This window comes from Vibrio sp. Isolate30 (genome assembly GCF_022397975.1).
GTDB classification, from domain to species: domain Bacteria; phylum Pseudomonadota; class Gammaproteobacteria; order Enterobacterales; family Vibrionaceae; genus Vibrio; species Vibrio fortis.
In genome coordinates this window covers 58,788-82,995 of sequence record NZ_JAKEUS010000011.1, presented here as the reverse complement: position 1 = coordinate 82,995, position 24,208 = coordinate 58,788, and the positions used below count along the sequence as shown (strand labels likewise).

Here is a 24,208-nt window from a genome sequence, read left to right as displayed (position 1 = left end):
GGGCAAGTTTTAAAGAGTATGTCACCTAGCGTAAGAGTTCGCTCACCGCTAATCTTAATCATCTATTCGATAACGGTTAGTGATTATGAAAAAGCGTATTTTATGTATAGGAGTTTGTATGGCTGTGACTGCTGCATCATCTGCGAATGACATTAATAAAGAACTGTATGACTTGGAAGAAACAGTTACAGACAAAGAAGGAAATACTTATCGCACTGTTACTATCGGTGACCAGGTATGGCTAGCGGAAAACTTACGGAGCACCAAATTTCAAGATGGCTCTGATATAAGGTCAGCGGTTATTCCAGAAGACGCCCCAGAGAACTTATTGAAGTACGGCAGGTTATATGACTGGCATGATGTCTCCGATCCCAGAAATATCTGTCCAATAGGGTGGAGAGTTGCCAGCGATGAAGATTGGATGGCACTAGAAAAAGCGATTGGTATGCCAAATGAAGAACTTGGTGTAGAGGGCTGGCGAGGCGGGGAGCAAAATCTAGGACTACAGCTGAAAGAGTCCCAAGTTGATGGGCCATTTAAAAAAATTGATAAATCACAGCTCAACAAGCAGCGGTTTTTTGCTCGACCTGCCGGAGTAAAGTGGAATGGTTGGTACATTACACAAGGTGCGTACAGTGAGTTCTGGACTGGAAGTAGTACGACGGAAAAGAAAGCGTATATTCGCACCTTGGCGTACTCGTGGTGGAATGCACACAAAGGCGAAATAAGACGTGCCACGAGTTCCAAGGACTACATGTTTTCTGTACGGTGCGTGAAGATTTAGCGATATCAATGGGTATTTCGAAAGTGAGGGCGTGTCACGACTCTCATCGAAATCGTCAATAATCCTAAATGTTCGTGAGAATATTTATTACTGTAGGGGAGTAATAACGACAATGTTCAGCCTGAACATTGACAATTTTTAGTGCATTTTTGAGTTCTGCTTGTGATGGAACTTGTGTGAAATCGTACCTATTGGCTAAAGTTGTGATAAAGGGACAGTGTCACGTTTTTGTTCGTATGTCTTTTGTTCCCGCTATTGTTGATATGGGTCTACGCTAAATAGTATGACTCATTAATATGAATGCTATCAAAGAGCTATAAATGGACCCATTGACGCAAGGGATGCTGGGTGCAGCATTGGCATTGTCAGTAAGCAAAAGAAAGAACTTAAGGGCAGTGGCAATACTAGGCGGGATATCTGGTATGGCACCTGACCTAGATGTACTGATCAGATCGAGCCACGACCCTCTGTTATTCTTGGAGTATCACCGACAGTTTACTCACTCTTTGTTGTTCATACCTTTCGGTAGCCTCTTCTGCGCTCTGGTTCTGTATAACATTTTTGCTCAAAGAAACGCTCTAACTCTCCTTCAAACATGGTTCTACTGTGCATTGGGTTACAGCACTCATGGTGTACTGGACGCTTGCACCAGTTATGGGACGCAGTTGCTCTGGCCAATATCCAATGAGCGTATTTCCTTAAACGTTATTTCTGTTATCGACCCTATGTTTACGCTTCCTTTGATGGTGCTGGTTATTGGTGCCTTTTGGAGGTTTAAGCCCAAGCTCGCTCGCATTGCTATGAGTTGGGCGCTTGTTTATCTGACCATCGGTGCGGTTCAAAAACAGAGAGCGGAAACCATTGGGTGGGAGATAGCACTCAAACGGCAACATACACCGGTAATGTTGCAAGTAAAACCAACCTTAGCGAATATGCTTCTTTGGAAAGTGGTTTATGAATTCGATAACTCTTACTTTGTTGATGCAGTCAGGGTTGGAGTTCATGTCAAAACTTATCCTGGCGAATCTGCTGCTAAGCTTGACGTTGTTACTGATTTGCCGTGGGTAGCCGAAGAAAGTCAGCAGATGGCAGACATTGACCGATTTTCTCGGTTCTCTAGTGGCTTTCTTGCGTTAGACCTATACGACCAGCAACGGATTATCGATGTGCGATATTCTATGGTGCCGAATAAAATCGATGCACTCTGGAGTATTGAGTTATCTCCAGATGCCAATTTCAGTGACCATGTTAAATACGTGGTAGACAGGGAAACAACACCTGAGTCGAGAGACGCCTTTATCAGCATGCTCTTGGGACGAGATTAGATATCCAGAAAGAAGCTTGGTGATAGGTTAACTATTCCGGAACAGGGTTGACCGCACCCCATGATGACGGCTCACCATCGGTCGTTAATGGGAACACCTTTTTATCTGGTTTTGCGTAGCTTAAACGGTTAATACGTTGCGTCCTATGGTAACTATCTAGTCCAGAAACTGTGACAGTACCCAACGCATCAAGGTCGAGAAAGCCATCATGCATAATCGCCATTCGTGGAACATGAATGGTGTTTACTTCCCCAACCAGCATAACCGTGTCATTGCTTTTTATGTCGATACGTTCAGTCAGAGTTAACGCGATTTTTAATCGGCTTTCTAAAACGAATGGAGCTGGGCAATTACCGTCATAATATGGTGTGAGGCCTACTTCTTTAAACTCAGACGCCGATTTAGGATATCGAGCCGATGTCTGATGTGATTGTTGGAAAATCTTATCGTTGACGCTGTTGACTGTGAACGCCTTGGTTTCAATGATGTTTTGAAGCGTGTGTCTTGGCGTTTTACACGGACGCACAATAAAGCCCAAGAGGGGAGGGTGTGAGCCTAAGTGGACGACAGAACTCACTATTGCGAGGTTCTCTTGTCCTTGTTGGTCTCTAGTCCCTATAAGATTCACGCTTTTAAATCCCGATATCGAGTTGACCAATCGAGTACGAAAACGCTTCTCCATGGTTTGAATATCTTTGTGTGAAAAAGTTAGCTCTCTCATGTGTCTATCCGTAGTCTCAATGTATTTGATGAAGGCCTTATTAAAGAGATTACTACGTCAAAGGTTTGCTCGGCGATCAACTTGTTGCACGTTTATTGGTTTGACGCACATGCTTTGCTAGAACTCGCGCTCCTTCGCTCTTAACATCAGGTCGTTTCTTCCAAGACCACAGTCGTTCTCTCGCCTCGCGCGCTCTCTCGTTAATGTCGAAAACTGGGGCGAGATATGGCGAGTGTTGTTCTAACTGATACATCGCGGCTTCCATCTGTGTCATTTTCCACGGTTCAAATATCAGTGGCACAGGCACTTGTTGTAATTCAGGTACCCACTTTTTGACAAACTCACCCTCTGAGTCATGTTCTTGTGCCTGCTTGATAGGGTTGTATATACGGATGGTATTAATGCCCGTCACGCCCGCTTGCATCTGGAACTGGGCATAGTGAATACCAGGCTCAAAGTCGAGAAAGAGTTGAGCTAGGTGAGTCACTCCTTCGCGCCAATCCATGTTCATATGGTGGGTAAGGAAACTAACCAACATAGCCCTCATGCGGAAATTGATGTAACCGGTGTAATGTAAGGAGCGCATGCAAGCATCGACTAATGGAAAGCCTGTATTACCGGCTTTCCAAGCCATAAGATGTTTTTGGTCTGTATCACAAGATTGCGAGAGCAACGATTCATAGGCCATGTTGGTGCAACGAAACTCCATCTCACATTCAGATTCGAACTTTTGGATGAAGTGACAATGCCAGTGGAGCCGAGATGATAGGGCAATTAAGCTGCGACGAAAGCCGGGTACGTGCCAATGTTTGAGTAGCTCTTGGTAGACTTCGCGAAGCGATATATTTCCCCATGCAAGATAGGGTGACAAGCGGGTACAGGCATTTCTCGATCTGATTGGGCTAGAGATACTGCGATAGTAGTCTTTACCTCTACGGTTAAAGAAGTCGTGAAGTGTTAGCCATGCAAGCTTACTTCCGCCTGTTTGCATGCCTGAACTTAAACTCGTCCATGACGGGAGAGGACTGAACGAATGGTTAATCTGCTTGGGATTTAGAGTATGTAAGTGTTTACTATTTATTTGAAGCTCTAGTATTGGGGAACGCATGATTAAAGACCAGTTCTTATCCCAATCTTCTCGGTTAGTTAATCCACGTAAAACAGCGCCCTGCTGAGACTCTTGCCAAGCGATACCTTGGGTATCGAACCATCCCTTGAGCAAGCGATCGCGCTCGAAGGTGCAATTCAAGCCGATCTCTTGATGGGAATAAACAGTATCAATTTGGTACTTAGATTGTATCTCTTGGAAGCACTCTAACGCTTCTCCCTGCATTACAGAGATTTGATGTCCGTGATGAGCTAATGTTTCGTTCATACACTCAAGAGACTGCCACACAAAGCGCCAATGCCTCTCTGAATAGTGTGGGTTGTTCAGCAATGAAGGCTCAAATATGTAGAGCAAAATTGTAGGATGTTCTGAGGACAGTGCGTTGGATAAAGGGGCGTGGTCAGTGAGCCGAAGGTCGCGTTTGAACCATAAGATGTTGATTGTTTCCATGTGGTATCTCTTTTTTTGAACCACTACGTAGCAACAAACAAAATGTCTCAATTTTTCCGATAAGTAACGACGAGAGTTGGCGAATTTGAAGGGTACACATGATGAAGAGGGTAGGGGACATTACTATATTGGCAGAGATTGAGTGTGATTGAATGGGTCAATCAATTTGTAAGTGAGCGGCGAGTTTCGGTGACGGTACACTGTCATCTCAAGTACAGTATTCATATAAGTTGTTCGTTAAACCATACAATTCGATGGTGCCCTTTAGTTCAAAACCTACTTTCGTTAGTACTCGGTTTGAACCTTTGTTACTGGGGAAGGTAACAGCTAGCACAGTATCCAACGATAGAGCTTTAACGGCATGTTGAAGTACCCCAATAGAAGCCTCTGTCGCATACCCTTGATTACAATATTCCGGTAGAAATGCATAACCAAGGTCCGGACTGTCCAACTCGGGGCGTTTCAATACACCACAGATTCCGACAAGTGTCCCCGTTTTGCGTAACGAGACTAGGTTCAGGCCAAAACCGTATGTTTCATAACTCGCCAAAGGACCATTGGTAAGGTAATTTTCAGCGTCTTCTATGGTGCGTATGTTTTTATCGGCAATATTGCGGATAAAAGATTCATCATTGTATAAACGGATGACAAAACCCGCCTCTTTGAGCGTAAGCTGGCGAATAACCAATCTTTCTGTTTTACATACTAACTTCATTGAGAACGCCTCTGATTGTGGTAAAGGTTAGTGGTGGACTTTGGGAGCCGTGTTTAAATGGGAGTGCCAAATATCATGAATCGCTCAGGTATGGCTGTTATATAAATATATTTTCGACTTGTTTAATGGCTTTACAAAACACCTTGTGACAATCAAATTCCAGATAACCTCCGAGTTTATGCCAGAAAAAATTGAACTCGTGGCCGCCATCATCTTGTGTGTAGAAGGTCCAGTTGTTTGGCAAACTTTCCGAAACTTCGCACAGGACAAAGTGCCAAAGTTGATTTTGGAAACCACTTTCCCAACTTCTGAGGTATTTAGTACTGGAAACTTTGGATATACCTGACTCTTCTTCAAGCTCTCTAAGCGCTGCGCTTTCTACTGAACTGTCTGTCAGTTCTAACGTACCTTTTATTAACAGCACATCGGCCAAAGGATGTTCGAATACTAACAACTCTAAAGTAGAGCCTGATTTGCGCAGTACTATTGGGCACACTTTAACTTCTCTATTTTGAATCCTTTTAGTCACTGGCTTTTCCTTTGTGTATGACACAGCGTTGATGTAGTGAGCAACGCCATCACTTAGTCTATTGTGCCGAGGTTACTAAAGCTGAATTAAACTGAGAATGCCAAACGCTTTGTATGCGTATTTTAGTTGGGTTCTAAATCAGGTGCACTACCTGGACTTCTTTCTACAGCATCCAACCACTGATTTGTTATGCCTACTTTGTATAAGCAGTAAGACTGAAATTTTTTACTAAAATACAAGGCTACGGCAGCGGCAACTCCGGCGATATAACTTAGATGAATTATTAGAAATAGCGATGCAAATGCTATTAGATACATACTGTAAGTTGTTACTTTCTGGCTCTTTGGGCTATTTATTAACAAAGCTACATTCTTCTGAGGAACTCTGTACTTTATAAATATCCAATACGTCATTGAAAAGGTCGCGAATATAGGTAAACATATTGCGAACGCAATGGTGGCCAACATAAGCCAAAGTTTGCGGGACTTACGTTTGTAAGAACTAAAAGCGAAGTCGCTGAATAGCCTGAAAGTGCGGCATAAAACCACTGATACTTTTCAATAAACACGATATCTCCTTCTAAGATGATCCCCAAATACGCATAACAGCGCTATTAGACAGAATATTTCTATCGAATTTTTCCTAGTTATCACTATCCTAATGTAAATTGTTTCGAATAAACAGTGACTTAAATTAGTTACCTGTATGTCTGTATCTCAAATATAGAATTAATCTGTATAGTATTACGAGAAGAGTAGCTCGCGTTTGGGGGAGGTTTTGATAGGTGGATGTCATCTTTCGTTTATATTAGTTATTGGCTAGCCTGAACACGCCACGCTCTAAATAAAAACTTTGCTTTGAAGATGAACCTAATGCCAACAGTGAACGTAGCATTCTTCTTTTTTAGTGCGGTATTGAAGAATGATATTGAGCGAAGAGAATGAGTCTCGGATTATAGAGATGGCTTGGGAAGATAGGACTCCGTTTGAAGCAATAGAGTTGCAGTTTGGGCTGAGCGAACCAGAGGTGATTCGATTTATGAGAAAACAACTGAAACCTGGAAGTTTTAAGCTTTGGCGGGCGAGGGTTTCAGGGCGTAAAACCAAGCATATCAAGTTTCGCGGCTCTGAAGTTACGCGTGGTTATTGCCCAACGCAATATAAGCACCGCTAGGCTAAATTGAAAAAGGCTGAAACTTATATTGAAAGTGTAAGTTTCAGCCTTTTTTGAACTAGATAAAGGGGCTTATCTTAACTATTGCGTTAGCTAGTCTTGCGTTGCTTTATCCAGTACAGCTTGAATCGCTTCATCCAGCTCTGACTGCAGTTCTTTCGATAAACGGCCAAACTCGTAAGAGAAGTTACGACCTTTGACTTTCTTACGTGCAAACATACCTTTACTAGTAAATTCAGCGAGTTGAGTAACTTCAGCCTTGTCGGTCACTTTTTTAGATTCCGCAATTTTCAGCTCTGACTTGATCAAAGAGAGCAGGGCTTCTTTGTTCTCGTCACTACAATGTTCAACCTGAACATTGACAGCTTTCTTCCCCAATTTTTGGATAAACGCGGTTAAGCCTTTACTGTCTTCTTGGTATGTCTTCATCACTTTACCAAGCAGTGCATAATCTGTGTGTGATAGCGCATTTACTACTGGGAATAGGGCGATAATGCGTTGATCGATGCTTGCTGCTTTTAGTGCTTTGCTCACTGCTGGGCGGCTGATACCGATCATCGCAGCAACGTCTTCTTGAGTGTAGTTGCCACTGTTCATGATCGTTTGGCATTGAAGACCAATTTCGCGTTGGTTGTGTTCTTTCGCCGTTTGTAGCTGTTTCGCTAGTGCTTTAGCATCAGAAGTCGAAATCTCATCTTGAGTGACAAGTATTCTGAATTCCTTTACGCGTCCTTCTTGAAGTAAGAACCAGGCACGACGTCGAGAGCCATCGAGTACATCAATTTGACCATCGACTTCACGACCAACTGCAGGGTAAAACTGCTGAAACTCTAGAGAGTTTAAGTCTTCTAGCGACTCTTTAGTCAGCAGGCTTTGGTCGCGACCATTTACGTCGAAAGTAACGTACGTATCTGCTTTTACTTGATCAAATGACAGTGTCACTTCATTGAATGTTGCAGTATTGCCAGAAGCCAATTTCCAAACCATTTGTTGGCCGACAGATTCAATACCGAACTTTTCTTGAAGAAAGTCAGCCGCTTTTTGGCCCGACTTTTCAAGCTCCTTAGTTAGTTGGCTAGTCAGCGTTTCCACTGTTGCTTTCGCTGCTGACTGCTGCGCTGCAATGGAGCCAGGTGTATTTCCTAGAGGGCTACCGCCACGTTTCTTAGCCATTAACTATTCTCCTGTTCACGCCACACGTTCAGAATATCGCGGAGGATCTGGCTGGTGACTTCGTAGCTGTTTTGTTGCGCGCTTTGGAAGGTCGCTTTACTTTTTGGGTACTCACTTTTCGACATATCAAAAACTGTCGAAAGAAGAGAAGATGCCTGACGAACCGCTTCACTGTGTTTGAACTCTTTCGAGTACAGATACGGCGAGAATTGGTCGTATAGGTTGTTCATCAAATCTGTCGTTGTTGAACTATCACGATGATTTGTAAGCAAAATCTTCATGAAGTCATAACCTTGGTGGTTAGCATTCTCTAACAGTGCCCAAACTTGTGGGATGTAGCTAAAGTATGAACAAGTCGCATCGATATCGTTTTCAGTAATAGATAGTGGGAACACCACACTGGTTGCTGCGTAATATGCGTTAAACGTCGCATAGCCAAGTGATGGTGGCGTATCGATGATGATGATATCGAACTCGTCCTGAACACTTTCAATAATGTCGTGCAGCAGCGAATATGGTGATGCAAGAGTTTGGCTAAATACACGCTCGTGGAACCAACCTTCCATAGCGCGATCGCTTTGCGCTGCAGGCAGAATACGCAAGTTAGGGATAGTGGTTTCTAAAAATGCTTCTGAAACGGCTTGTTCAAATGTTTCACCTTCATCTAGATCAAAGGTGCGCATCATAAGATCGCCAACAGAAAGGTAACCTTCTTGTTCCGCTTCTGGAGCGTAGTACATAGAGAGGGTTGCTTGGCCGTCCATATCAATAAGGCCAACGCGATATTCTTGGTGGAATTCAGTCGCTAAACCAGAAGCAATGGTCGCTGCTGATACGGTTTTACCCACACCACCTTTTTGGTTTTGGATAACCATAACTTGCGCTTTTTGCTTTTCGCTGCGGATAAATTTCGCATCTTTGCGTAGATTTTCCGGCAGTAGGTCGCGCACTTTGTACATTTCTGAGATGTCGATAGACCATTGTGAGTCTTCATGGCGACGTGGATCAATCTCCGCAGCTGTTACGTAACGATCCAGTGTTTTCGCATCAATACCTAGGTAAGTTGATGCTTCTGCTCGTGTAAAGTTACGCAATTCTTTGCGATGATTGGCTAATAAACGTTGATTACGACGCTGAATGTATGCGTCTGCACCGGTTTTTAGCTGTTGAAACGTAGTCGTGGTGTTTTGGGTATCCATTTCTGCCTCCATCTAGGGATAAGAAAGAGTATATACCTCAATTTTAAAGGTGGGTAGTAAAAAATGATGGAATTGTTTTTTATAGATGGTCGATTGCGCGAGATGTGACCAATCTCGCGCAAATAATGAACAAATTAACCTGTTTGAAGGTCAATCGGGAGGTAGGTTAAGAGTACTACTCGGGATAACGTTCTATAGTGTTTAACTAAAAGTGCAATTTCCCTGAGTGATATTCAAGTCCGTCTTCAATATCTTCACCAAGCAACACTGGGCCATCCAAATCAACCACCTCTGCGTTGGTCGCAATTGGCAGAGCCGCTTTCATAGCGATCGAAGTGCCAAGCATGCAACCAGCCATAATTGAGAAGCCGTATTCACGAGCTTGTTGTTCCAAGAGTAATGCTTCGGTTAACCCGCCTGTTTTGTCGAGTTTGATATTGACCATTTCATAACGTCCCTTTAGGTCAGCAAGTTGTGCTCTCGTGTGGCAGCTTTCGTCTGCACAGAGTGGAATAGGGTGCTTAATACTGGCTAGGAGTTGGTCTTCTCCTGATGGTAGAGGCTGCTCAATCATGGTGATATCAAAAGGGGCGAGTTGTTCGAATAACTGTTCTAAATCGAGAGAACTCCACGCTTCATTTGCATCGAGTATGATTTTGCAATTCGGAGCTGCGGTTCTCACTGCAGTAACTCGTTCTACCACTGATTCATCATCCAATTTCACCTTTAACAGTGTCGCGCCTTGGTCTACGTATTGCTTGGCCTGTTTTGCCATCGCTTCCGTATCACCAATGGAAACTGTCATGGCAGTCTCTATTGCAGGGCTAATTGTGAAAAGCGGCGATGGGAAGGATGTCCCCTCTAGTTTGCCAATCAAATCCCAAAGCGCGCAATCTACGGCATTACGTGCTGCGCCTGCTGGCATTGATTGTAAGTGCTGTTTCGCTTCTTGCGGTGAAAGGCTGATTAAGTCCGAGGTCCAGCTTTCTATTTGTGCTATTACTGACTCGACACTCTCGCCGTATCTCGGGTAAGGCGTGCACTCTCCAATCCCTTGCTGATGGTCATGAGAGACGGTCACTCTTACCGTGTGACAATGAGTTCGTGCGCCTCTTGATATGACAAAAGGGGTCGCCAATTCGATGCTGTACGGAGTCGCTTCTAATAACATGGTTTATTCTCGCAAGTTAAAAGTTGGCATTGAGATAGCTGGCAATGGACTGGATTCCGAAACGTACAGGGTCAGTAACAGGTATCTGATAAGTCTCTTGCCAATCTGCACAGAGCGCTTTGGCTTCCTCTTCACTCAGAGCTGAAGTATTAAGACTAATACCCGCTAATGCAGCTCTTGGGTTTGTTAATCTAGCTGCCGCCAAGTTCGCTTCTATCGTGGCAGAGATTGAAGGGAGTTGGCAATGAGGAAGGTGACGAATGTGAGGTCTACCGACTTCATGGCAAAGTACAAGCGCATCTGCTTGAGCACCATGAAGCAAGCCTAAACTCACTCCTGCAAAGGAAGGATTAAATAAAGAACCTTGTCCCTCGATGATATCCCACTGGTGGTCGTCAAAACTTGGGCTGATCGCTTCTACTGCGCCAGAAATGAAATCGGCAACGACAGCGTCGATTGAGATACCATCGCCTGCAACGAGAATCCCAGTTTGACCCGTCGCTTTGAATTGCGCATCGATCTCAAGTTCCTTTAAGGCTTTTTCTAAAGCCAGAGCGGTAAACATTTTACCGACTGAACAATCCGTTCCGACGGTGAGAAGGCGTTTACCTTGGCGAGTTTTGCCTGTACCCACAGCTAAAGGCGCATCGTAATGACGTACATCGTGAAGTTGAGTTTTCTCTTTGGTTTGAAGCTCTGCAAGTTCCGGGATTTCAGTGAGGCGGGAGTGCATGCCCGATGCGATACTAAACCCGAGTTGTGCTGCTTTGATTAGTGTCGGTTTCCAAGTTTCAGGGATTACGCCTCCGGCATTGGCAGTACCGATGACTAGCGTTTTTGCGCCTTTATCTAGGGCTTCCTCTAACGTGAGATCATCGAGCCCTAGAGCGACTGTATCTGTCGTTAGTCTCAGTTCTCCAACGCACAGTTCAGGTCGCCATAGCGCAATACCGCGCGCCGTTTTGGCAGAAATTGGATCAGTAACGTCGCCTAAGAAGAGTAAGTAGGGTTGAGCGATAGACATGAAGCATCCTTGTTATCCTGTTGAATTGAAAACAGAGTAGTGGTTCACCGTGAACGGTTCGAATGCTTATTTGTTGGTTGCCTATAACAACAGGTTATAGGCTCGCTTCTAGTTGTTGGACGAAGTTTCTTGCTGAAATACTTAATGGGTTGTGTTCGGCATAAAGTAACGACACGGTAATATCAATGGCGGGTATTAATTTGGCCGTGTGTACTCGATCTTTGTATTGGCTTGCTGTCCAAGGGTCGACAATCGCGCAACCGACTTGATGCACGACTAACTCGGCTGCGGTACTGTAGTTTCTCACTGATACCGAAGGGTGGTAATCGGGTTCGAGTGTATGTATGGCTTGATGAAGCTGTGCTCCTAACGGGTCACGATTGTCGAGACCAATGAGTGTTTTGTCACAGCTCAGTAACTGTTTCAGGCTGATAACGTCATCATTTGAATCTTGAGGCGGCGTGATGACACACATCTCAGAGGTTATTAGTGTTTTTTGAACGAGAGAGTGTGGAGCATCATTGCCAAAGCAGATCGCAAGATCGATCTGGTTCTTTAATAGGGCATCGCATAGTTCATCTTGATTCCCTGTCGAGATCTCTATGTTGTAATCCCCACTGTTGCAGAGCTGGGCGATAAGAGGTGACAACATAGTGGAAGAGAGAATTGGAGGTGCACCGATTGTAAGGTGCTTTTCCCCAGCTTTAATTTTATTTGTCAGGTTCCGAAATTGACCCAACTGCTGATAGATTTTTTCTGCTTCGGGAAGGAGGAGATGTGCTTCTTTGGTTGGGACCAATCTTCCTTTGATGCGTTCAAACAGCGCGAACCCTAATTGCTGTTCAGTGTGAGAGAGAACACGAGTGACGTTTGGCTGTGAAACATGAAGGTGTTTAGCTGCGCCAGAGACGGTGCCTGATTTCATGACAGCATAAAAGATCTCAAGTTGTCTTAGATTCACGTCGTCAACCGCCATTAATTTCAAGTTTCATCACAGTAAATGAAAAACTTAGGTAATTAAAGTGGAAAATTATCTTGTGAATTTGGAACTATTGAATGAATTGAAGGCTTATGGTTGAGAATAAGGTGCTAGAAAATATTCGGATGTTATTTAAATTAAGAAAATGAATTGTATTAAATATGAATAATTATTCTAATGAACCGCGATCTTTGTATGTTGTTTAAAACAGTTTAAGTAACTAAGCAATAACTTAACTGTATCAAATTATTAAGAACGAATCTTAATTAGGAGAGAGCCCTATCCTTTAGTGGTACCTTCAGTTTAGTAAACTTAGTGTGAAAAATTCAAGTAAAGTCAATCACTAAGTATGGTTCATTTTTGAGACGATGGTGCAAATCCCATAGTTTTTTGGTGGTTTTTGTTTGACATTTAAGATGCTTCTTTGGTTGGGGATTAAACACATTTTGTTATTAAAATGTCCAACAGGATTGAAATCTCATTCTGAATATTTTTGTTTTTACTTAAATCATCACTATTGGTAATATTAATTTATAAATTCAAGTTTTACTAATGCTCTCCTATTTGGTGATGAATATCATCCAAGGATATAGGGGGGTATTTTTTTTCAATGGAATTCAGACATGACGTCAGTGATTGGTCATCGAATTAACTTACGACTACTTGTCTTATCTTTATGTATCTTGAGTGTCGCTATTACGTTGATGAACGTATTTCATTCAAGCTACCGAGCTCAACACGAATTAATAATCAATAAAAGCTTAGAAGCTAATCGAGTCTATGCTGACAAAATGGCAGCAATGACCGACGTATATGTTGAGCAAGTTATGTCTCAACTAAAGTACAGCGCGAGACTACTCTCCTCTCGGATCAATGATGCGAACTTTGTTACCCAAGAGACCACCAGGCTCAATCAACAGACAGACTCGTTTAACTCAGTGTATGTAGTGGACCAAGATGGTGTGATTGCTTCAATCATGCCAGAGAGTGTCAACCTAAAAGGGGTGAAACTGACATCTGAACGTTCGAGGCAGTCACTAAGGGCAAAAGCTCCTCTTATTTCCGACCCGTTTGTATCCCCAGCGGGCAATTATCTTATTAGTATGACGTATCCGATATTTACACCTGAAGGTAAATATCTTGGGTATGTAGGTGGTAGTATTTATTTAGAAGATTCCAGTCTTTTGAGTAACTTATTGAGCCGTCATAATTATAAGGATGGTTCGTATCTCTATGTCGTTGATCGAAACCGTTCTCTGATTTATCACCCGCAGAAGAGTCGTATTGGCGAAGTGGTACTGGGAAATGATGCTGTAGAAACAGTACTGAATGTTGGCGATGGCTCTAAGGGAATTGTCAATACTCAAGGCGTTGCTATGTTGTCGGGTTTTGCCATGGTGAAAAGCACTGGCTGGGGGATAATAGCTCAAACTCCGAAAGACCGAGCTATTATGGAGTTAGAGACACAAATGCAGTACGTTATGTTTGAGTCGATTCCAGTCGGAATAGGCACTTTGATCTTCATTTGGATTTCAGCGATTTGTATTTCAAGGCCATTGTGGCAGCTCGCTAACACCGTTAATAAATTCGATACCACGCATTCTCTATCTGCTGAATTGAGTAATGTTAACCCTTGGTATTTTGAAGCGTCACAACTGAAAGTGAGCTGCGAGAATACCTTCAATTTAGTATCGAATCAGATAGAGAAACTACATTCTGAGAATCTGACTGATCCAATGACAGGTCTATTGAATCGCCGAGGGTTGAAGCGAGCAATCGAAAATTTCCAAAATAATGGAAAACCAGTATCTGTGTTGGCATTAGATATTGATCATTTCAAAGCCGTAAATGATAAATATGGCCACCAGTTTGGTGATCAGTTGCTTAAACAAACTGCACAGTTGATGAAAGCTCAGGTGAGAGATGCGGATGTTGTGTGTCGTTCAGGTGGGGAAGAGTTCATCATCTTTTTGGATGGTTCAAACATGGAAGTGGCGTATGAGATTGCAGAGCGCATTCGTCTCTCGATTGAGTCGGATATCACCTCTTTAGAAGAAGGCGCCACAATCTCTATTGGTGTTGCTCAGTGGTACGGCGATACTACACCTATATCGTTGACGCTGGAATTGGCAGACAACGCTTTATATACAGCGAAAAGAAATGGTCGAAATAGAACGGAGCTTTTCTCCTAAATTCTAATCTATTGAGTAGGGGCGCGGTGCAAATAACCGCGCCCCTTTTTTATTTCAGGCTGAACATGTCAAACTTGTAGTGTTAGGCAATGGATTGCTCTAGATAGAACTGCATTTCTGATTGCGGAACCATACCACCCCCTGTCGCCCATACTAGATGAGTTGCGTTAGCCATTTTAATATCGTCGAAGCCCATTTGTGCTCGGTATTCATTACTATTGGTTAAAATCACCGGGCCGATCATGCCTGCGAGGGCGGAGGGCTCAAGCTGAATGTCTTCCGATTCGCTGAGTTGGCGAAGAAGGCGATACATACGTGCATCAGAGATGGTGATGTATCCGTCTAACAGTCTTTCCATCGCTCGACCAACAAAGCCAGAAGCGCGACCGACAGCGAGCCCGTCTGCAGCGGTGATATTATCGATACCAATATCTTGAACACTGATGTTATCGTGCAACCCCGTGTGAACCCCAAGCAACATACAAGGTGAGTGGGTAGGTTCGGCAAAAATACAATGGACGTGATCACCGAATGCCGCTTTTAGTCCGAACGCGACGCCCCCCGGACCTCCGCCAACGCCACAAGGAAGGTAAACAAACAGTGGATACTCAGCATCGACGACGATATTCTTCTCAGCAAACTGCTGCTTTAAGCGCTCTCCGGCCACGGAATACCCAAGAAACAACGATTGTGAGTTCTCATCATCAATGAAAAAGCAGTTCGGATCTTTCTCTGCTTCTTTGCGTCCTTGAGCAACGGCCACTCCGTAGTCTTGTTCGTACTCGACAACCGTTACTCCATGAGAACGCAGTTTGTCTTTTTTCCAAGCCTTGGCATCTGCCGACATATGAACTGAGACAGAGAAGCCCAACTTTGCACTCATAATTCCGATAGACAACCCAAGATTCCCTGTTGATCCAACGGCGATGCTGAATTGGCTAAAGAATGCTTTGAATGGTTCGGTTGCTAACAGGGTGTAGTCATCACCTTCATTGAGCATCCCCGCGTCGATGGCCAGTTTCTCTGCGAGTACGAGTACTTCATAGATACCACCTCTGGCTTTAATCGAGCCCGAAATAGGTAAGTGGCTGTCTTTCTTTAGCATCAACTGTCCAGCGATATGGGGTGTGTACTCGCTGTCTAAAGTTGCTTTCATCGCAGGAATGGAGACAACATCAGATTCGATGATGCCGTTACTCTTTTGGGTGTCTGGAAAAACATGAGCTAGGTAAGGAGCGAATCGCTTTAGTCTGTCACTGGCATCTTTGATGTCGCTCTGATCCAGTCCAACATGTGGCAACCCATCCTCAAAGCTAGTGATAGCAGGGTTGAACCAAGAGGTTTCCTTAAGTGAGATCAACTCTTTGATAAGCGGATACTGTTGGGTGAGTTGGTCAATTGCGATCGTCATCTTGATACCTTTCATTGTGACAAGTGGAGGTGAGTGTATATCGATAAGCACCTACTCACCAAAGCCTTTTGATCTGATTAGATAGGTTTTAAAGGTTGTTAGCAAATGGCGATAACGCACACTTAGCTCAGCTAGATTCAAATCAAAGCGACAAGACTACTAGCTTCTGACATACAATTGACAAAAATATCTAGACCGACCGGTTTGTATTGGCTATTCTGTAGCAAATTAACTACGAGGTGCTGTATGAAATATGATCTAACACCAGTGCAAATGGAAAATGCTCTCAGCTCTATGAAGGAAGAATTTGCAGCGAACCCGATGCCAAGTCAGGTGAGCAGAATTAAGAAACTAACGGAGCTTAAGTTCGCGCTGATCGAATATACAGACAAACTTTGTACAGCAGTCAGCCTAGACTACGGACATCGCAGCCAACTGGACACATTGATGGCGGATATCGTGCCTTGTATCGGTAATATTGATCATACGATTGACTGTCTGCCTCACTGGATGATGTCGTCAATTCGCCACGCCGGTGCTTTGCTTTCTACATCTCGAGTTGAAGTGGTCTACCAACCTAAGGGTGTGGTTGGGATTGTTACACCATGGAACTTTCCAATCATGCTTTCCATTGGGCCCCTGATATCCGCGCTGGCAGCAGGTAACCGAGCGATGATAAAAATGAGTGAATTTACCCCATATACCAACCAAGTGTTGGGCGAAATGCTCGCAACGGTATTTGACAACTGTGAAGTTCAAATTGTGGAGGGTGAAGCCGATATTGCAGCGTCGTTTACATCGTTAAGCTTTGATCACATGTTGTTTACGGGGTCCACGCAAGTTGGTCGCCACGTAATGAAAGCTGCTGCGGGCAATTTAACCCCTGTTACTCTTGAGTTAGGCGGTAAATCGCCAGTCATAGTGGCAGAAGACATGCCAATCGATATTGCAGTAGAACGCATCATTCATGGCAAAAGTCTTAACAATGGGCAAGTTTGCGTAGCCCCTGATTACATATTGTTGCCAGAGAGCAAAATTGAGCAGTTTATTGACGAGTACAAGTCTCAGTACCAAAGCTTGTTTGTTGAAGGAGTGTATTCGAAGAACCTGACCTCAATGGCGAATCAAAGGCAGTATGATCGAATCATGGCGTTACTGGGTGAAGAAGAGCAGGCAGAAACTCGAATTGAATTCTGCCATAGCGATGCACTTGATCCTGATAACCATAGATTAGTTACCCATTTATTGGTTGAACCAAGTTTGACCTCTACTGTTATGACAGAAGAAATCTTTGGTCCTTTACTGCCAATTATCGGGTATCAAAATATCGAAGAGGCGTTTTCCATCGTTAATAGTAAGCCTCGACCTCTCGCGTTATACCTGATGACTTTTGATCGAGACTTGCAAGCGGAAGTGAAAACTCGAGTTCATTCTGGGGGAATGTGCATCAATGACTGTGTGTTCCACTTGGCTGTGGATGACGCACCGTTTGGTGGTGTTGGAGAGTCTGGGTTGGGGCACTATCACGGTAAAGAAGGGTTTCTCACTTTTTCTCATGCTAAAACCGTAATGGAAACGGGCTTGGACCATAGAGTAAAACACTTGTTTTCAGCTGAAGATAACGAATTGAAATCAGCAGTTATGAATATGTTTGGTAAATAGCGAATTATTTAAATTAAGTTGTAAGGTTATTAATATGTTAGAGCGTTTTTTTGAAAAGACGATCAAGTCTTATTTGATCATCACAGGTCTACTGACTGCCACCGCATTCTCTACGTTTTTGGCACCAGAGTGGAGCATGAGGACTCTGTTTTCCTACAACGACGTGATGATGATGAATAAAGAGTATCTGCAAGGAACCTATCAGCATTGGGGAGTGATGGTAGGTTGTATTGGTGTTTTGCTCATGTTCTCTGCGAAATACAAACAGCTTAGAACCTCGACCATGATTTACAGCGCGTTCGAGAAATCCATGTTTGTTGGAATTTTTTTATACAACATTTGTATCAATGATTACCAATGGTTCTACGGTTGGAGTGGTGTGTTCGCGCTTGATGCGTTCGTCACGATTTATTCATTAGTATATCTTTATTACTACTTGACTAGAGATAAATCTCAAACGCCAGCTCACCTGCGTTGATCACCTAGTTAAAGCTAAGCCCGCATACTGCGGGCTTTTTTTCGTTCTAGTCTGAGTAAAAACCGTGAGATCAAAAAGATCTTTCTTGACACATAATTGACATTACTGCACTAGACCGACCGGTTTGTATTGGCCTATTATTTAATCATTAAATGACAAGAGGCAATACTCATGACAAACCAAAACTTTAACTATCAGCTAAAAACCACGATACACGCGCAAGAAAATGGCATTGCAAACATCCCAATGTTATTTGCTCGACTTGGTGCGAAGCGCGTCGTGCTCTTCTCGGATCAAGGATTAAAGCAACTGGGTTACATTGAAAAGTTCTCCGCTCTATTTGAAGGCCAGCGCCAAGTCGAATTGGTTGGTATCTATACTGACATTGAGCCTGATGCAACATGTAACAACATTAATGCTGCGATCGCTTACGCTCATAGCGTGCAAGCTGATGCGATCCTCTCGGTAGGCGGTGGCAGTGTTATTGATGCGTCAAAAGGAGTGAAGTACGCATTTCACAAAAACATTAATGACATTCGTTCTATTATCTCGGGGGGTGGGCACATGGAGGTGTGGCCAAATAATCAAGACATCAACATCCCTCATATTGCTGTTCCTACTACTGCGGGCACCGGTGCTGAAGCGTCACCTATCGCAGTCTTTTTCAAGGAACACGAAAACATTAAGGCCAGCTTAGTTGCTTCTGGTTTGGAAGCAGACATTGCTGTACTTGACCCAACGCTAACCACAAAGCTTCCAACTCACTTAACTCGTTCAACTGCGATGGACGCGCTGACCCATGCGGTTGAAGCGATTGTGTCTCCAATGAGCAATAGTTTCACGGATGCTTATGGCATTCATGCTGCGAAGTTGATTATTGATAATTTACCTTTGGCACTAGAGCAACCAGACAACTTAGTTGCGAGAGCAAACCTATTGCAGGCGAGCACTATGGCTATTTCTGCGTTCTATGCTTCGCTGGGCGGTATTCCAATTCATAATTGTGCTCATGCATTTGGGGCGATCAGTCACATTCCACATGGGGACGCAAATACTGTCTTAATGCCAATTGTGGTGGAAGCTTTACCTGAATTCTATGTCCCGAATGCACCTAAATTAGCCGCCGCTTTCTCATTGGAAACCTCAGGCACTAATGAAATGGCTTATCAGCGAGTTCTTGGATTTTTGCGTGAGTTCCAAGTTCGTATTGGAGCGATGCAACGTTTTAACCAGTGGAGTTTCGATGATTCAATTAAGCAGGAGATTGCTCAAGCGATAGAAAAGGATATCAGTTTTCAGTTTTATCCAATGACCCCTCAAGCTATTTCCAACATCATTGAAGGTGCTGTTTAGTTGCACGTTATCGATATATCCATTTAGGAGGCTGACGATGAAAATAGAAAATGTACTTCTATCGGCGTTAATCGTTTTTGCGCCATTAGTGCTGTTTATTTAGTTTTTTGAAAACAAGGACGTTTTGTTTTTCGTGTCTGAGGAGGCGAATCATGCCGTATAAACGTTTAATTTTAGCTTTGTTTTCTTTGTCTGCTTGCGCGTTGTTTTGGATTCCGTTGAGCTCTGCCAATCCGGCCTACTCTGAGCCGTCGAATGCATCTCAAAGGCTAGTCGTGGCGATGTTAGAGAAAGCTTATGCCGGAGACCCTCACGCCCAGGTGGGAATTGCTCATCACTATTTAGACGGAACACACCTGGAGCAAAGTGAAGAAAAGGCTGCCCAATGGTTCAAAACGGCCGCAACGGCAGGTAACCCAGAAGCTCAAACTCAGCTCGGCCTCATGTACTTTTCTGGTAGCGGCGTCCAAGCCAATCAATCGCAAGCGGTGGTCTGGCTTGGGAAGGCTGCAGAACAAGATTACGACCCTGCGCTCGACTTATTACATTGGATGTCCCAAGCCGCGCACTGATTCTAATACACATTTTTCACAGTAATTGGAGAACGTCCTATGAAGACATTCAAGAAGTCTTTAGTTTTTACCGCGATGGCTGCAGCAAGTGGTGCAGTCGTAGCAGCAGAAAATGAACAACCCAATATTGTCGTAATTGTTGGCGACGATGTCGGATTTGCCGATACGCAACCTTATGGTTCAGAGGTCGCTACACCCAATTTGATGGAGCTTGCTGAAGAGGGCATTAAATTTACTAACTTTCACGCGTCACCTACTTCTTCGGTGACTCGTTCAATGATGTTGACAGGTGCGAATAGCCATGAAGTTGGCTTGGGTACGTTTGATTACGCGGTTTATCCTGATGCTGTTGGTGAACCAGGCTATGAAGGGTTCCTCACGAAAAAAGGTGTGACGGTCGCAACATTACTTAAAGAGAACGGATACCACACATACATGGCGGGTAAATGGCATTTAGGTCACGATGATGGCTTTTTACCAGATGATCGCGGTTTTGAAGAAAGCTATGGCATTCTAGCTGGTGGCTCAAATCACTTTAACCGAGACATGATGTTCCCAGCGAAAAACGCCGCGACAGCACAGGCGCTTCAAAAAGGTGAAATACCTGGAGTGGAGGTGGAGCCGACATATCGAAATGGTGAAGTGGTCTCAGACGAATACAAAGGTCAATATTCAGATCAGGTGTACACCGATGAAGTCATCAAGATGATTGAGAGCAATCGAAATGATGGTAAGCCGTTCTTCGCTTACGTTCCATTCACCGCAATACATCTACCGCTGCAAGCACCGGAAGCGGCATACGCAGATAAAGTCGAATACTACGCCAAGCATGGCTGGGATTCTGTTCGAGAAGATCGTTTCAATCGAATGAAGGAGATGGGCGTAATTCCAAAAGACGCTTCGCTGTCCGATCGGAACTCTCTAAGCCGCCCATGGGATTCATTAACAGAGAAAGAGCAGCAGTGGTACGGTAAAAAAATGGCTGTTGCGATGGGGATGATGGAGCTTCAAGACCAACAAATTGGTCAGATCGTAGATTACCTAAAGAGCATTGATGAATATGACAATACTTACATCATGTACCTTGCCGACAATGGACCAGAAGCGACAGACATCACTGGAGAAAACATCAGTGATCTAATTCGCACATGGACTGCGCACCATTTTGATAATTCAGTGGAAAACCTTGGTAAAGAAAACTCAAGTGTTTCTCTTGGCCCTGAGTGGGCGAGTGCTTCCACAGGCGGTCTATCATGGTACAAAGCGTATACAGCAGAAGGCGGAATCAGAGTCCCATTCATCGTGAAGCCTGCCAAAGAACTACTTGAAGGTGATGGAGCATTAAAACCGGGTACGCAAACCAACGATCTTTCTCAGGTGAAAGATGTGGCGGCAACTATCCTAGAAATAGCAGAGGTTGAGCACCCTGGTACGTCCTACAAAGGAAGAAAAGTTGCGCCAATGAGTGGGGTAAGTTTACTGCCGTATTTTGAAGGGAAAACGGAAACGGTTCATACCAGTGATAATCCGATTCCATTCGAACTGTTTGGTAGTGGGATTCTGCTCAAAGGTGATTACAAGATCATTCGTATCTCAACGGGTATGGGCGGTGACAGTGAATGGCACATGTATAACACCAAAACAGATCCAGCAGAGCAACATGATTTAAGAGATAAGAAGCCTATTCTATTTAGAGAGATGTTGGCGGATTATCAAACTTATGAGAGGGAGCAGAACATTATTCCCGTTGATGAACGCTGGAATCCATTCGAGAATGTGAAATAAGTGCGGACCCATATAGGGGAAGCATCGGTCGCTTCCCCTCAATCATAAAAGGATGTTCTTGTGACTTAAAAGTTAAGGCCCTTATCTATGACTAATCTCTCTGTTCCTCAGTTTAATGGTAAAGCACACAGCAAGCTTCAAGCTCTAGCGAAACCTATTGGTGCGGTGTGCAATATAAATTGCACTTATTGTTACTATCTCGACAAACAACAACTTCTAGAATACCCCAAAGGCGAGTCATATATTATGGATGAAGGGATGCTTGAAGCGTATATCAAGCAATATATAGAGGGCCAAAATACACCTGAAATCGTGTTCTCTTGGCATGGTGGGGAACCTACTATGTTGGGATTATCTTATTTCGAAAAAGTCGTCGAGTTTCAGCAAAAATATTGCCCTGAATATAGCAAGATCAGTAACGATTTGCAGACTAATGGAACGCTATTAAATGATGAATGGTGTCAGTTATTTAAGCGCCATGATTTTATTGTTGGTGTGAGCATCGATGGCCCTGAGCATTTACATAACCACTACCGAAAAAATAGAGCGGGTAAAGGGACGTTTGCAAAAACCATGAAAGGTATTGAGCTTTTGAAGTCTCATAACGTTTCATTTGCCACACTAACATGTGTGAATGACGTGACAGGGTGTTACCCGCTTGAAGTCTATCAGTTTTTACGAGATGAGGTTGGCTCGAAACAGATTCAATTCATCCCTGTTGTAGATAAACGCTCTAGCTCTACGAATAATAAATGGATGCATGCGAACAAAGCGATCATCCCGGTATCAGGGCCTGTGGAATCATGGAGCGTAGGTTCTCGCCAGTGGGGAGTATTCCTCTCGACTATTTTTGACGAATGGTTCAAGCAGGACTTCGGCAGAGTATTCATTCCTTACTTTGAAAACGTTATAGGTATGTGGATGGGTAAGCCAAGTACGATGTGTACTTTGAGTGATATCTGTGGGAAGGGGTTAGCTGTGGAGCCGAATGGTGATGTGTACTCGTGTGATCATTATGTGTATCCAGAGTTTCGTATCGGTAATATCCTTAAAACGAATCTAGCTAGTATGGCCTTTTCCTCACGTCAACAGGCTTTTGGATTTGGTAAACAAAAATCACTGCCAAAGCAATGCTTACAATGTGCGTTTAAGTTTGCCTGTCATGGTGAGTGTCCAAAAAATCGTATTATTAAGTCCAATGATGGCGAAGAAGGCCTGAACTACTTATGCTCTGGTTGGCTTAGTTTCTTTAAGCATGTCGATCCGACCATTCGCTCACTACTCACTGTTAATGGTATTAGTGCTTTAAATGAGAAATAGACTTCACTTGGTTCGGTCACCAAAAAACTCACTTGTGGTTCAGACACAAGGATAGTCCGGGCCAAAAGAAGAGCTACGTGCATCTTTGCTGTTTCACCTTCGCCTAGACCCGTACTGCTGGCCCTTTTCTGTATGAGAGCTAATCTAGCTAATTGAGGAAACTGTTTCTTGCATGGCTGTATCTAGAATCGCACGATTTCTTTGCATTGCCGCCATGAGGGTTGAGCCAAGCCAGAGTCCATAAAGTGTGCGAGATAGTGCTTTAGGGTCGGTGATGTTAAACTCGCCATCTTCATTTCCTTCAATAAACAGATCCGCCATGCGCTGGATGATTTTCTCGGCACCCTCCGACATTGTGGACTGCATTTGGTTGGAAGTGCCAGAAATCTCGCCTGCCAGTTTGACAACCAAGCACTGGATTTGAAAGTTGTCTGTTAGCTTGGAGTCGCTCCAGAACGTAAAATATTCAATCACTCTTTGACGGCGTGTCATTGTCTCATCACTTAAGTAACCATTTAATATCGATAAGTGGTCATCAAAGTAATTCCCAAGTAGGATTTCGCCAAAATGTTCTTTTGATTTGAAGTAGTGGTAAAAAGAACCTTTGGTGCCCTCTGCCTCGTTGATGATCTTCATAAGTCCAACACCGGCAAAGCCATGTTCATTAATCAGCTTGTAGCCCGCATCTAACATGGCTTGGCGCATATCTTTCATTGGTTTCCACTCTCCACCTAACATAGTCTAGAGAGTATACCAACCGCTTGGTCTAGTAGCGACAAGTAATTGCGCTGGGCAATATAAACTTGTTGTCTTCACCCATTAGCTGATTTGATAAAAGTGTTAACTAGGTAGGTATTTATCAAGTGAAAGGTGATATGACGACAATATATTTCATTCATTTATGTGAGATTTATTGATGTTATGTTGGTGCGATTTTAACTATTGAGATCGTACACACACCAAAAAAGAAAGCGCTTTCTTTTTTGGTGTGTGTAGAGATATAGTGACTTCCACATATTTGAATTAGTGATGTCAGTTGAAATATAGATAACAGTAGTCACTAGTACTACAAGGAAGGAGATAA

21 protein-coding genes are annotated in these 24,208 nt (G+C 43.6%); 10 read left to right on the top strand and 11 right to left on the bottom strand.

All coding sequences use genetic code 11. From position 1 onward, the window contains the following. Positions 1–118: 118 nt before the first annotated feature. Entirely contained in the window at positions 119–784 is a 666-nt protein-coding gene (locus L1D60_RS20115; protein ID WP_239842649.1) for a fibrobacter succinogenes major paralogous domain-containing protein, read from the top strand. Positions 785–1,104: 320 nt separating this feature from the next. Further along, positions 1,105–2,109, top strand: a complete 1,005-nt coding sequence (locus L1D60_RS20110; protein ID WP_239842648.1) for a metal-dependent hydrolase — start codon at positions 1,105–1,107, stop codon at positions 2,107–2,109. Between the two features lie 31 nt (positions 2,110–2,140). On the opposite strand, the gene L1D60_RS20105 is transcribed toward L1D60_RS20110, so the two are convergent. The 4 genes from L1D60_RS20105 to L1D60_RS20090 form a co-directional block, all read right to left on the bottom strand. Next, entirely contained in the window at positions 2,141–2,830 is a 690-nt protein-coding gene (locus L1D60_RS20105) for a flavin reductase (RefSeq protein ID WP_239842647.1), read from the bottom strand. Between the two features lie 76 nt (positions 2,831–2,906). Next, complete coding sequence (locus L1D60_RS20100) at positions 2,907–4,388, bottom strand: deoxyribodipyrimidine photo-lyase (protein ID WP_239842646.1); 1,482 nt, start codon at positions 4,386–4,388, stop codon at positions 2,907–2,909. A gap of 208 nt (positions 4,389–4,596) precedes the next feature. Beyond that, positions 4,597–5,103 (bottom strand): GNAT family N-acetyltransferase, encoded by a 507-nt coding sequence (locus L1D60_RS20095; protein ID WP_239842645.1) that lies wholly within the window; start codon positions 5,101–5,103, stop codon positions 4,597–4,599. Between the two features lie 97 nt (positions 5,104–5,200). After that, the gene (locus tag L1D60_RS20090) at positions 5,201–5,632 is read right to left on the bottom strand and encodes an NUDIX domain-containing protein (protein WP_239842644.1); all 432 of its coding nucleotides are present in this window, start codon (positions 5,630–5,632) and stop codon (positions 5,201–5,203) included. 921 nt (positions 5,633–6,553) lie between these two features. Here L1D60_RS20090 and L1D60_RS20085 point away from each other — a divergent pair. After that, entirely contained in the window at positions 6,554–6,805 is a 252-nt protein-coding gene (locus tag L1D60_RS20085; protein ID WP_239842643.1) for a TIGR03643 family protein, read from the top strand. Positions 6,806–6,898: 93 nt separating this feature from the next. Here the strand turns inward: L1D60_RS20085 and L1D60_RS20080 are convergent, their stop codons facing one another. The 5 genes from L1D60_RS20080 to L1D60_RS20060 form a co-directional block, all read right to left on the bottom strand. Next, positions 6,899–7,978: a ParB family protein gene (locus tag L1D60_RS20080; RefSeq protein ID WP_239842642.1), complete on the bottom strand. Its 1,080-nt coding sequence runs from the start codon at positions 7,976–7,978 to the stop codon at positions 6,899–6,901. Continuing rightward, positions 7,978–9,177, bottom strand: a complete 1,200-nt coding sequence (locus L1D60_RS20075) for a ParA family protein (RefSeq protein ID WP_239842641.1) — start codon at positions 9,175–9,177, stop codon at positions 7,978–7,980. The genes L1D60_RS20080 and L1D60_RS20075 overlap by 1 nt, the downstream gene beginning before the upstream one ends. Positions 9,178–9,382: 205 nt before the next feature. Continuing rightward, the gene (dgcA, locus tag L1D60_RS20070; protein ID WP_239842640.1) at positions 9,383–10,348 is read right to left on the bottom strand and encodes an N-acetyl-D-Glu racemase DgcA; all 966 of its coding nucleotides are present in this window, start codon (positions 10,346–10,348) and stop codon (positions 9,383–9,385) included. Between the two features lie 16 nt (positions 10,349–10,364). Then, positions 10,365–11,372, bottom strand: coding sequence for an N-acetyltransferase DgcN (gene dgcN / locus L1D60_RS20065; RefSeq protein WP_239842639.1), 1,008 nt, complete (start codon positions 11,370–11,372; stop codon positions 10,365–10,367). Positions 11,373–11,466: 94 nt separating this feature from the next. Continuing rightward, complete coding sequence (locus tag L1D60_RS20060; RefSeq protein ID WP_239842638.1) at positions 11,467–12,333, bottom strand: LysR family transcriptional regulator; 867 nt, start codon at positions 12,331–12,333, stop codon at positions 11,467–11,469. A 641-nt stretch (positions 12,334–12,974) separates the two neighbouring features. Between L1D60_RS20060 and L1D60_RS20055 the strand changes: the two genes are divergently transcribed. Continuing rightward, positions 12,975–14,543 carry a sensor domain-containing diguanylate cyclase gene (locus L1D60_RS20055; protein ID WP_239842637.1) on the top strand — a complete coding sequence of 523 codons (1,569 nt, stop codon included), beginning with the start codon at positions 12,975–12,977 and terminating at the stop codon, positions 14,541–14,543. Positions 14,544–14,625: 82 nt separating this feature from the next. On the opposite strand, the gene L1D60_RS20050 is transcribed toward L1D60_RS20055, so the two are convergent. Beyond that, positions 14,626–15,954, bottom strand: coding sequence for a D-serine ammonia-lyase (locus L1D60_RS20050; RefSeq protein ID WP_239842636.1), 1,329 nt, complete (start codon positions 15,952–15,954; stop codon positions 14,626–14,628). 246 nt (positions 15,955–16,200) lie between these two features. On the opposite strand from L1D60_RS20050, the gene L1D60_RS20045 reads away from it, so the two are divergent. The 6 genes from L1D60_RS20045 to L1D60_RS20020 all read left to right on the top strand — a co-directional run bounded on the left by L1D60_RS20045 (position 16,201) and on the right by L1D60_RS20020 (position 23,124). After that, positions 16,201–17,616 (top strand): coniferyl aldehyde dehydrogenase, encoded by a 1,416-nt coding sequence (locus L1D60_RS20045; protein WP_239842634.1) that lies wholly within the window; start codon positions 16,201–16,203, stop codon positions 17,614–17,616. Between the two features lie 34 nt (positions 17,617–17,650). Then, positions 17,651–18,094, top strand: coding sequence for a hypothetical protein (locus L1D60_RS20040; protein WP_239842633.1), 444 nt, complete (start codon positions 17,651–17,653; stop codon positions 18,092–18,094). Positions 18,095–18,265: 171 nt separating this feature from the next. Beyond that, positions 18,266–19,447: an iron-containing alcohol dehydrogenase gene (locus L1D60_RS20035; protein WP_239842631.1), complete on the top strand. Its 1,182-nt coding sequence runs from the start codon at positions 18,266–18,268 to the stop codon at positions 19,445–19,447. Positions 19,448–19,665: 218 nt separating this feature from the next. Further along, positions 19,666–20,019, top strand: coding sequence for a tetratricopeptide repeat protein (locus tag L1D60_RS20030; protein ID WP_239842630.1), 354 nt, complete (start codon positions 19,666–19,668; stop codon positions 20,017–20,019). Positions 20,020–20,058: 39 nt separating this feature from the next. After that, positions 20,059–21,804, top strand: coding sequence for an arylsulfatase (locus L1D60_RS20025; RefSeq protein WP_239842629.1), 1,746 nt, complete (start codon positions 20,059–20,061; stop codon positions 21,802–21,804). Between the two features lie 87 nt (positions 21,805–21,891). Further along, positions 21,892–23,124 carry an anaerobic sulfatase maturase gene (locus L1D60_RS20020; protein ID WP_239842628.1) on the top strand — a complete coding sequence of 411 codons (1,233 nt, stop codon included), beginning with the start codon at positions 21,892–21,894 and terminating at the stop codon, positions 23,122–23,124. Positions 23,125–23,268: 144 nt separating this feature from the next. Here L1D60_RS20020 and L1D60_RS20015 read toward each other — a convergent pair whose 3' ends face one another. Then, positions 23,269–23,838, bottom strand: a complete 570-nt coding sequence (locus tag L1D60_RS20015; protein ID WP_239842627.1) for a TetR/AcrR family transcriptional regulator — start codon at positions 23,836–23,838, stop codon at positions 23,269–23,271. Positions 23,839–24,208 lie beyond the last annotated feature (370 nt).